This window comes from Aureispira sp. CCB-QB1 (genome assembly GCF_000724545.1).
Classification (GTDB): Bacteria; Bacteroidota; Bacteroidia; order Chitinophagales; family Saprospiraceae; genus Aureispira.
The window spans coordinates 1-11,925 of record NZ_JHBV01000141.1; the positions used below are offsets into that span (position 1 = coordinate 1).

Genomic DNA, 11,925 nt, shown 5'->3' on the forward strand with positions numbered 1-11,925 from the left:
CTACCTTGTATCAAAGCGTGCAAGGGGTCTTTGCATTTATAAGAACTCGCCACGATTAACAATAACAATCTTGTATTTTCTTCGCCAACAATGCCCGTTTTTCCAATCAACGTATTCAGCCTTTGGAACAAGTTTTTCTGACTCAAAAATGCCTTGGCTTGCTTTCGAGCTTCCGCCGTGATTTGAAAGTGCTTTACAACAGTAGAACTCTTATTTTCAGCACTTTCAAAACTTGCTCGATAAGCTTCTAATTCATCCGTCAACAAACTAATATCTAAGTCCAATAAATCTTCATTGATCCCTAGCTTTTGGCTCGCTGCTCGGCAATACTTTTGTACCGCACTATCTTCGTACAACTCTACTTTACCACGGGATTTCTTATGCTCTAACTCCGTTACCAAGGTCACTTTCAAGCTATCCAAGTTTTTCAACGAACTAAAGCCTTTTACATAATAAACAGCGTGCATCCCTTGATAGATTAAGTTGTTGGGATTCGCTGTATTTAGTTGGTTTTTAAGGCTCTTTGGTGCTTCTATTTGTAATAATTCTATAAACATTGCTTCACTTAAATGATTTGCCCAAAGCTCGTTGACATCTGTATTCTGTGGCAGCTCTACGATTCTTGTCCTTACCTTTGGTAATAATTGTTCAAGTTCTGTTTGATACTTTTTGCTTGCCTTTTCTCCTGCCTCGTCGCCATCCAATAACAAGATGATTTCTTCTAAATCTCCGCAGCTTTCCAATGCCTTTTTATGTGCTCCAGTAAATCCATTTGTTCCATATAAGGCTAAAACTTCAAAGTCTTTTAAAGCCTTGATTTCTAACAATGTTGCTGCATCTATTATGCTTTCTGTTAGTATAATCCGCTTCACTTTTTTACTTGGATAACTAGGATATAAACCACTACGCCCAGACAAATAAAAGTGGCCAGTCGTCAGACTTCGTCCGTATAAACTGACCACCTTGTCCAGCGCATCTTTAAGTGGATAAAGCACACAATTCGCTGCCCATGGCTTGTTCTGCTCATTAATCAAGCCCACTGCTTTTGCTTCTTTGGCTAACTTTCCTTTGTGTAATTGTCCACTATGATAACCCACACCCTTTGTGGATAATCCTCTATTTTTCAAATAACTTTTTGCCTTTTCGCTTCTGCTTAAACTCTGTTGCAAGCTTTTCCATACTTCATCTATTGAACGAAGCTCTGCTTTGATCGGCTCGATGTGCCCTAGCAATGCTTTACATTTTAAAATTGCCTGGCGTTTGGTGCCCCCTTCCATTTTCATTACAAACTCAATCACATCTAAGCTGCTCCCATGTGTTGCACAGTTGCCACTAAAACAATACACCGTGTTGGTTTCTTCGTACACTTTCATGCTTGGCGTTTTGTCTTCGTGGAAGGGGCAGTTGATGTGTTTGTTTTTGTTCATTACAATTCCGTAATGCGCTAAGACATCTTTTATGTTTAGCCTTTCTTTGATTTCTTCGATTGTCATTTATTAGGGGTTGCAAACTCCCTTAGTCGACTAAAAAAATTCTTTTGAAAAAAAATAAAATTCTCATATCTGTCTCAAATGTAACAATTTTGAGATAGTATCAAAAGACTTTGATAAGATTTTTTACTTTTTTTTTCTTATTTTTGTATCTAAATAGACAAAGTGGCGTATTAATAATGATAAAAAACTCATTTATGACTTTATCAGAAAGAATTAAACATACTCGACAACAACAAAAAATTTCTCAAAAAGAATTAGCTGAACGAGCAAATATCAATCTTAAAAGCTTATCTCGTTATGAAGTAGGAACAACTATTCCTCCAGCTAATTTATTAGCAGATATAGCAAAAGTATTGGGTGTTTCTACAGATTACTTGATCATGGGTGAAAATTCTGAGATTCAAGACTTGGATTTATATAATAAGTTTACAGCTATTCAAGCAATAGAAGGTGATTCTAAAAAAATGATATTATCTTTTTTAGAAATGGCTATTCGGGATGCACAAGCTAAACAAGCTTATTCCTAAAACAACAAATTTTAACAATGGAACAAGGAAATAATTTAATAAGAGAAAATCTCATATTCTTATTGCAAAATATGGACATGGCTTCTGTTCAAAGGATCTCTGACTTTGCACATGGTATACTCAATGCTCCTAATTCAAAGGAATCAGATTGGTGGAATGATTTAACACCAAAGCAACAAAAAGAGTTGCAAGCGAAGTTAGATGCAGTCAATGATGGCACAGCTCAAACGGTTTCTAGTGAACAAGTAAGAGATAATATCAACCAATTATTAGCCAATAAAAAAGATCAAAAGTGAATGTAATTTGGCTAAAAGATGCCCAAGATAAATACGCCAATACGATTAGTTATTTAGCAACTAATTTTTCAATCAAAACGGCTATTGCTCTTCAAAAAGAAGTTGAAAAGTGCGAAGAATATTTAAAGTTAGGATTACAAATTGGTCAATATTCTAAACTTAAAAATGCCTATCGTTGTGTAATCAAAGAATACAATTTGTTAATTTATACAACCGTTGAAAATGATATTATTATCATTGATTTTCTTTCTACTCGTAGTGATCACGGTTTTAACGATTAATCCCTCCCTTTAATTTTTGCTGCCACTTAGCGAGTGCAGCGACTGGCAAATAATTAAAGTTTGCAGCCGACTAGGCTGTAATAAAAAACGTGAACGAAAGCCCCGACAGGGCTGTATGTACCGTAAGTATGAACGAAACGAACCCGTCTAGGGCAAACAGCCTGTGGCTGTTTAGTGTAGAGAACCACTTGTGGACGGAGTGACAGGTGTGCTATAGGAAAGCTGTGGTCACAGCGATAGAGCACTACATAATGAACGAACGTACCCCAAAGGGGCAAATAGCCACTGGCTATTTGGTGGAGTGAACTTGAAAAGATGCCCCTTCAGCTATCAGCCGAAGGGGATTTTTTATGCAAGTATTTACCAATATTTCTTTTTCAATAGAAAACAAAAATACGCAGCCTGACAGCTCCTACAAGGTACACATACTAGGGCGGTGGAATGCTTATAACATGAACGAACGTACCCGAAGGGCATATAGCCAGTGGCTATTTGGTGGAGTGAACCTGACAAGGATGCTACGCCGAGGCTATAAGCACGAGAACTGCCATGACACCGAATAGTAAAGCCTAGTACTGTGACAGATGGAACGGCTAGTGGCTGGTAGCTTTTTCAAGCTACTGGCGCAATACTAGAACGCTACTCTCTCGGTGGAATACCTTGTTAATATAATAGATTTCCTAAGTTCGTTAACTTATTGGAGTTCCCTCCTGTCATATAATCATATTTAATTAAAACTGAAATAGCGTCTTCACAGTCTCCTATAGTAAAGTCAGGAAGAGGAACATTTTTATTTAAATATTTTAAAGTATCATGCAATTGCTTTGTATTTATTCCTCGATTTTCATCTCGTAATAAGTAAACTATATTTTTTGCAAGCCAATTTTCTTCAAAAATAGTTGTATCAATATAATATACAATTCCATTTTTCTGTTCTGTTTTTAAGAATATGTTATATATATCAACTAGAGTTGCTATACTAAAATCATATTCTTGTCGTACGTTTAGAGTATATTCTTTCTTATCAAAGAATATAGTAGTTATATTTTCCTTATCTCTAAAATTCTTTAACAGACCTTTTAAATCTTCATTCATTTTTTTTAATAAAGACTTTTGTTCTATTAAATTATAAGTTAGATAGTGATTATTAGAAAGCCTAGGAAAATATTCTCCCCAATATTTTACAAAGAAATGATAACTATAATGATTATATGAGCGAAATAAGCCAGAACTAGCTTCTTTTGAACTAATACACATTCCCATAGTTAATATATTTTTATCTAGTAAACACAGCATTTACACCATTTTCTGTAGCAGTCACCTTTACAGTTGTAAATCCATTTTCTTTAGCTTGGCGTCCTGACCAAGTATTCCAAGCAGCAGCTTCTGGAGTCATTTTATTCTCAATATTTTTATTATATTGAATCAAATTATCAGACATACCTTTTTCGGGATACAATCTATCACTTTTAACCCACTGAGCATTAAACTGATTCACATCTTCTACAGCATCTTTAAATATTTCTTTTCCTATTCCCTTACCTTGTAAATGTTCTGGTAAATTAATTTCAATATTAACACTACTTGTTTTAGGGTTCCATGTATGTTCCCCTATTTGAATACCGCTATGGTAAATACGTGTCGTTCCATACCCTGTGGATCTAAAATCTAAGGGTACGCCTGAGAAAAGCTTAGCCCTAGATCCTTTAGCCATATGTTTAGCACTTGATAACATGCCTCCAAATATGATTGTCGATCCACCATTTTCTACAATTCTTTTACCTGTGTTTTGGGCTGCATCATAAAATGTCTCTCTATCAATTTCAAATTCAGTTTCAAAAAAGTGATTGCTAAATATTTGAGCTCCTGTGCCATAAATAGTACCTATATCTTTAGCTGTTTCTTTTGTTTCTTCTATAATCGCCTTTCCTGTATTTATAGGGTGAACTACAGCATATACAACTCCACCAGCGGTGTTAATTACTAATTCAGTTCCTTTTTTTCCAGCTACATAGAATGCTCTTTTTATTTCTTTCCATTCTAGACCATCTAAATCAATACCATCAATTGGTCGATTACTAGCAAATTGATAGGTAGTTAATTCTGGATACTCAGGCGCAAGTGGGTCAACAGAAAGGAACTTAGCGATAGCAGGATTATACAAACGGAACCCATAATCCTGTATCAATTGATTCCCCCAATCCTTGTCATTTTCTTTGCCATTAAACCCGAAACGGTGATCATCCACTGTAAACGTACGTTCTACAATATCCCAACCAAACGAATAGCCATCTGTTACTTGAACAACATTCGCAGTATAAACATCTGCTATAGCATCTGCATTCGTATCTTCTCCTAGCTTAACATCTGTAATTATTTGACGAACATCTCCTCGGAAATTCTTTAATTCATAACGATGATTTCCACGGATTCGTTCCATACGTTGCAATACAGCCTCATCTTTCGTAAATATAGGAAAACTTTTAAAATATAATTGATCTTTTGCGGTAATACTTAAGTTTTTCAAATCAAGTACCTTACTAATATCAAAGCCTTCGTCTCTAACTTGATTAAAATCTGAATAACTAAAGGTATTGTCGCTTTCTATATTTTCCCAATAACTGCTAATCATGTTTTTAGGAGTTACAGTACTAAGAATCTGAGTACCATCGCCTAATATTTTAGCAGGTCCACCTGTTTGCACATTGCGTTTAATAATACCTAGTCGATCTGATCCATACAGCATCTGCTCTTTTAAATAGACTGTAGGTGTGTTATAGATAGTTGATGCTACTTGCCCTACCTCTTTTTCATACTCATAAACACCTAAAACGTTTCCTTGGGGATCCCTAACATAAATAGTATGCTTTTCGGGAGCTCCACTAACATTTGGAATTTGTGTTTTTGAAATCCTATTTCCTTGAAAATCGTATACATACTCCAAATCAGGTCTGTTTTCTGGATTCGTATTGGGTCGTTTAACATAACGAACTTTTTGTTCAGAAGTCCATTCTATGGATTCTATATATTCTCCCTTATCTTCAATGAGCGAACCATTTTTATCATAGACATAGTTATCATTATTAACCATATCTTTTAAATCATCTGTACGAGTAGATTGAGTAGAAGCTTCTCGTACTGTACTTAGTTTATTGTTGACAAAATTCTTTGGATCTGTTGCAAGCGTTGCTTGTCCTGCATTGTAATGGTACGTCAAATCATCCAAAAGAATTGGAAATGTATTAGGTGCACTGTTTACATAACGTTTCAGATTAAGAATATTGCCATTAGGTCCATATTGATATTCCGTTTGCAAACCTGTAGGTGGATCAAATTTACCACTAGGAGGAAACGGTCCCCATGCTGCGCCTAATGATCTTTCTAAAGTTTGTGCTTTTACTAAACGATGTAGTTGGTCGTAGCGGTATTTTTTCCAAATAGAAGGCAATGCTTCTTGGACATTCACCCCATCAATTTGAGGTTTCGTCTGTGCTTGTGTAACAGAACTAATATTCCCATTGTATAAATTCCCTGTTTGATTCAATGTAGGAACCTCTGAAAAATCCTGCACATTTGTATTAATGGCAACAAAATCATTATCATAATAATGAACAGTATATCCAAAAACATCCTTTGCTATTCTTCCATGTACATCCGCTCCTATATTGGCATGTAGAGTACTATTTTTATTGCCATCTCGTCCTGGATCATAATTTTCATTCAATTTATTTGAATTCACCCCTTTTATCCAACCGTGCATCGTATATAAATAATCCAAGCCTTGTACTTTATCCTCTCCTAATTCGACTCTTTTTAAAGGACCATGATAATAATATTCATACTTAGCTTCTGTGTTCCAAATGAAGCCATTTAAGCTTGACTTAGCCTTAATCAAACGATTATTAGCATCATACGAATATTTAAAACTCAACTGGTCTTTTTCTCCTTTCTGATAATCTACTTGATGAACTACGCCTGAAATTAAATCATAATCATACAGTAGCTTTTTGTAAGAATTACCCAACAATTGAGGATAAAACTGCCATACTTCTTTCGCATTTCCAAAGACATCATAATTATAAGCAATTTGATAATCTATCGTCTGCCCATCCATAGAATAAGACTGACCTCCTACTCTATTTCTTCTTAAACCTACTTCATTTTCAAACTTACTATCTAAGCTAGGTATTCCTTCGTTATAAAAAGTTGATCTGACTTCTGATTTTGTCCAACCAGCCCAACCGTGTAAGCTTCGAGCAATATTATCATCCAACATACTTTGGAATGAGATTAGATTATTAGGGTCTAGCAAGCCACTAAATGTTAAAAGGAACTTTCCTGCTGGTGGATTTGCATTTTCTGCAATTACACCCGTTTCCGTTACGCGACCTAATCCATCATACGTAATATAATTGGCTGTTTTATCAACAACTTGCTGAGCATTTTGACTTAAAACAGGTCGCCCTAGTTTATCATAATAAGTACGAACCGTACCTCTATCTGGTGCTGTAGATTCTAGAACTTCATTTAACGTATTGTATTTATAAGTTGTTTTCATCTCATGAGCAGGTTCCTCAGCTGGTGCAGATGGGTTTAATTTATGCCCCTTTCTCCTTCCATTGGCTGCGAGTAACTCAGCACTACTCTCCAACATATCTACTCCTGTAGGAGGTACTGTTTGCACTAAGTTGCCACTAGCATCGTAATAATACAACGTATAATGGAGTGCTCTATCTGTATAAGTAAGTGTAAACTCTTCTACTAAATTATCAACACAGTCTGTTTTAAGGCTTTCTCTGTACCTTGCTACTGCTTCTGTTGTTTTTTTGTTCAAATATTCTTCTGCATGAAACAGTGCCAATGCGATGGCTTCTTCTTCACATGATAGAGGACTTGAAATTTCCAAACATTTAGCCAATTCATTTCTGAAGTTTGAATTGATGCCTGTCTCTATTTTAAAGGCAGCTTTCCAATCTTGTAAATCTTGAAAACTCCCCAAAGGATAACTGAGAACAGAACTAGAAGAACAATAGTTATTTTCAATAAATTGTACATCGGTTACACTGACAGGAAATCCTAAATCACTAGAATACCTAGCAGCAATCGCTTGATAAACTGTTGTATACCCACTAGGTAATGCTTGGTTGTATTGCTCTTTTAAAGCGCTGATTTCTTCACAGATACAAGTAGTATAATTTTGATCGTTGCAAGAGAAGTATTCAATATTGTATGAATTAACTACATCTGGTAAACTAGGAGTATGAATTGTTGTCCCCAAGACTACATTATCATAAGTACTTGTGCTATAAATTTGCCCATTAACATCTACTTCCAAACTTGGTAGTTTAACAACCAATTCGATTGTACCATTATTTCCTTGACGAGCAAACAAAATAAGGTCATCTTTTAAAGGTGATGGTAACGAGTTGACTGCTGCATTCAAAGTTGCTTGAAGCATACTCAAATCATTATTACAGTTACTTCCCAACATTCCCGCAGTAATAGTGCCTAAGCTTAGTGGTGTAGTACCGTAGGTAGTAGAAAAGGCAGAAGTACTACTACTAGAATATAGTGTCAAATCGATTGATGTCCCATCATTAGGGCAATCTATTATATCGACTAATTTATAATAATCACATAGAAGATTTAAGTCTTTAGTTTTACAATTGGCATAGCCAATCGCTTCAGTATTATTAGAAATACTTGTATTATTAGTATTTTCATAACGTTGAAGCAATGTCCAATTAAATGAAACATTATAATAATTAGGATTCGAAGTAGGTAAATAAAATTTTATATATATTTGGTCATTTTTTTTTGTAACAATTGCCGATAAATCATTGCTAAGTGGTGAAGGGAATGATGCTATCTTATTATTTATTTGACCTTGAAGAGATCCTACATTACATATAGCATTAGCAAAATAAACTGTGGGCAAGACATTAATTGAAGAACCGTACAAAGCTATCAAACTAGGATCTGAAAAATTAATATCAATAGTAAGTTCTTCATTACTAGCAGGATGATCTCCTAACAAATAGCAATTATAATTTATAACTGCCTCATAAACCGTACAAGGTCCACCAGTAAAAACTACATTCTGATTTAAGATTTGATTAGCTATATTTTGTATATCCCCATGACTATTACTCCCTGCTGTAGTAATATTCAATCCCGTTTGAGTCTCCGTTTGCGTAATTACATCATAATAATCAGGTATTCTAATCGAAAAGCCTTTATCGTCGACATACATTCCATCATTAGGATCAGCATCCCCTAAAAAACTACCACAGATAGCTTCTTTAATAATATGCTCGTTCATTCCCCTACGTTTAGATTCAATCATCATGCTTCTAATCGCATCCCATTTTTCTTCTATAGGAACATTTGCATCTGCCAATCTTGCCAATTGACCAATATCAAAATTATTTGTCCCATCAGAGACAAACTGACACATGTCATACTTAATATGATCTTCTAAAACTGCTGGATTCGCAAAATAGGTACTAGTAATACCTCGCACGGCAGCAAGCATAGGGTAATTTATATTCCCCCAATATCCAGTATTTCCATTTGTACCTTGCACACACATTCCATTGGTAGGGATGGTCAAATATCCCAAGTTGTTTGCTGTTGCAGCATCCATTGCCAACCAATCTGCATCTTGTTGACGAAGTGCTTGATACCAAGTCTGGCCATTGATAGGATTATCAACACATTGATAAGCATATAAGCACCACTCTGGATGATACTCAAAAAGGTTGTTCTGTGTCATAATCTCCTCTACTTCTATATACGTCAAATTGCGAATACTTGCCCAATCAGGATAACTAACATTTTGATAATTAATTGGAAATGGAGAAGTAATATGATCTTCTAGCCAATTAGAGGCATCATAATACTGTCCACCTGGAAGCATATCTGCTTTAAGTAGACTCTTGATTCCTTCACATCCTAGACTAGTAGGGTCACTATCGTAATTTTCGCAATTGTTAGGATAATCACTTAACCATGGAGCAACGTCTATACAATTGGATTCCGTATAAGTAGGTGGACTTAGGTTCTCAGGATCTTCATAATAAGCTGCCAAACCTTGCATATACGTCTGATTAGCTGCTGTAAGAATAGCTTTGTGAGCTTCTACTTTATCTGCAATATTCTTAAGACGTAGTATTTTTTCTATGGTATAAGATTTTAAATTATTGATCCCTGCCACAAACTTAAAATCAAAAACATCCCCGTTTTCAACATCAAAGAATTCCCCAAAAACCATTGTAGAATTAGGAATTAATTGACCATTCAAAACATTCCCTTCAGAGTCATACATATTAAACATTAACTCAAAATCACAAGGAACAGCAACCCCATCACATCCTGTAAAAGAACTAACATTCACCTGATAATGGAAGTCATAATCACCAGGAGAAGTAACCATAAATTCTTTTCTAATAACTCGTGCATTACTAAGCCTATTCTTTTTCAACTCACTAGAAGGAATCAAGTCTCTTGTTTTAATTCGTTCTGTAGGATAACGATACAAACTACCATCTAAAGGATCTACTAACCCATTTTGATTAGCATCCTTAGGAACATTTCCTAGTAGTGCCGTAGCGATTGTTTGTCCTGATAAGTTGGTATAAGAAATAGATAATTGACCATTGGGATCCTTGGTCATTTGCATGCTATAATGCTGTGAATAGCCAATCTCAGAACCAAACAGTTCGTCTAAATCCTCTTGAAAAGCCGTTGCATAATGATACTCTGTTGCATGTTTTGTACCAAACCTATGTGTCTCCCCTACTCCAGATTGAAGTTTTACTCTTCCTTGATTATCAAAAACTGTTTGAGTATAAGGGTATTTTTTTGCATCAGCTATAAAAGCTGCTCCTTCATTATTTTTATCATTATTTGCACCTGAAAAATATCTACTACTACCAGCAAAGGTACTCAGTTCCATTGTTTCCTGAAGGGCATCAAACGTATAATGTTCATCTGTATCAAAATCTGTCCAATGTATTGGATTCCCCACAGTTGGCAATCCATTTTGGTCTATCCCTTCTACTATATTATACCTCTCAAAAAATTTAAGTTGGTTATCTATAGCTTTTGCCACACTAGGAATAATCTGTATTGCCTGCCGACCTTCTCGGTCGAACACTGTTTCAGAAACGATAGAACGCTGGTAAGAATTATCTTTTGTCACACTCTGTCTAGCACGCCCCGTACCATCTGCAAAATTTAATACTTCCACTCGCTTTCCTTGCTCTGCATAAGAAGCTTGGTAAGTCCAGTTTTTATTTTTCTCTAAGGGAAGTAGATCACCTCCACTATCCAAAATAGAAACAGGAGAAGCACTGTAATCCCAAACACCAATTAAGCGATGATTCAATTCATTTCCATAACCAACGGCACGGACTCTAAAATAAACTTTACCTTCGTCATATGGCAACTCTATTTTGTAGTAATTATGATTTAAACTTACGCGAGTAGCTCTTTTCCAAATTGAGTTAGCTATCTGAGGATCCGAAAGATTAACTGGAGCATTAACATCTTCTGAAAGATACAACCATTCAAAATCATATTCTTCTGCCCCTTCTGCATGGTTCCATGTATAAGTTACTGTTCTCTCTGTTAAATTTAGGTTCTCCTGTATAATATTTAGACTTTCTTCTAAATCCAAAGAAAAAACACGCTTTACTTTAACCTTCGCCTCAAGATACAAATCCTCTTTCATTAGTGGAACATGGCTAGGAGTAGCTACAGTTCCGTTTAAATCTGTATATTCAATATTTAATACCTTTACCACCAAACGTGCAGCATTAGGGATATGAAATACATCCCAATCTTTGAAATTTTCTTGCCGGTCTACTTTGTAATCAATCGACAACCACCTTGTTACTACAGGCATAGGTTCTCCCTTAGTATTCCATGGTTGAATCATTACCTCTACTCGATAACTCCAATTATCTGTAAAAACAATATTTTCAGAGCCTTCCCATCTAAAACTAAGATAACTATCCATAGATATATTAGTAAATTTCTTAGATAAGTCATAAGGCGCTTCCTTCGAAGATGAAATCAAACGATCCTCCCAATCTGTAAATGATTGCATATAATTATACCATGCATCTTCTCCAACTAAGTTAGCATTGGGAGTAATATTGCTTCCTTTTAAACTAGCAAGGTATTCTTCTTCTTCTGCAAAGACAGCTTGGCTTTGAAGTAATAAAAGAAAAAATATCAAAAAGCAATTAATATATTTCATATTATGAGTGTAATTTATTAGGTTTTAGTATTCTATTAATCAACACGTATATTGAGATAAAAC

Annotated in this window: 6 protein-coding genes; 3 read left to right on the forward strand and 3 right to left on the reverse strand. The window is 35.3% G+C overall.

The window, feature by feature from the left end; genetic code table 11:
• Positions 1-1,493 (reverse strand): CHC2 zinc finger domain-containing protein (locus CG11_RS30280; RefSeq protein WP_052600084.1); only part of this gene is annotated, 1,493 nt, incomplete at its 3' end.
• Between the two features lie 194 nt (positions 1,494-1,687).
• Here CG11_RS30280 and CG11_RS27305 point away from each other — a divergent pair.
• From CG11_RS27305 to CG11_RS27315, 3 genes are read left to right on the forward strand one after another with little or no spacing between them, the layout of a single operon-like run.
• Positions 1,688-2,020 carry a helix-turn-helix domain-containing protein gene (locus CG11_RS27305; RefSeq protein ID WP_052600085.1) on the forward strand — a complete coding sequence of 111 codons (333 nt, stop codon included), beginning with the start codon at positions 1,688-1,690 and terminating at the stop codon, positions 2,018-2,020.
• A gap of 17 nt (positions 2,021-2,037) precedes the next feature.
• Positions 2,038-2,316, forward strand: a complete 279-nt coding sequence (locus CG11_RS27310) for a hypothetical protein (RefSeq protein ID WP_052600086.1) — start codon at positions 2,038-2,040, stop codon at positions 2,314-2,316.
• Complete coding sequence (locus CG11_RS27315; RefSeq protein WP_052600087.1) at positions 2,313-2,597, forward strand: type II toxin-antitoxin system RelE/ParE family toxin; 285 nt, start codon at positions 2,313-2,315, stop codon at positions 2,595-2,597. Before CG11_RS27310 ends, CG11_RS27315 begins: the two co-directional genes overlap by 4 nt.
• A 663-nt stretch (positions 2,598-3,260) precedes the next feature.
• On the opposite strand, the gene CG11_RS27320 is transcribed toward CG11_RS27315, so the two are convergent.
• On the reverse strand, positions 3,261-3,893 hold the full coding sequence (locus tag CG11_RS27320; RefSeq protein ID WP_156039943.1) for a hypothetical protein: 633 nt from the start codon (positions 3,891-3,893) through the stop codon (positions 3,261-3,263).
• Positions 3,874-11,862 (reverse strand): RHS repeat-associated core domain-containing protein, encoded by a 7,989-nt coding sequence (locus CG11_RS27325; RefSeq protein WP_052600089.1) that lies wholly within the window; start codon positions 11,860-11,862, stop codon positions 3,874-3,876. Before CG11_RS27325 ends, CG11_RS27320 begins: the two co-directional genes overlap by 20 nt.
• Between the last annotated feature and the right edge of the window lie 63 nt (positions 11,863-11,925).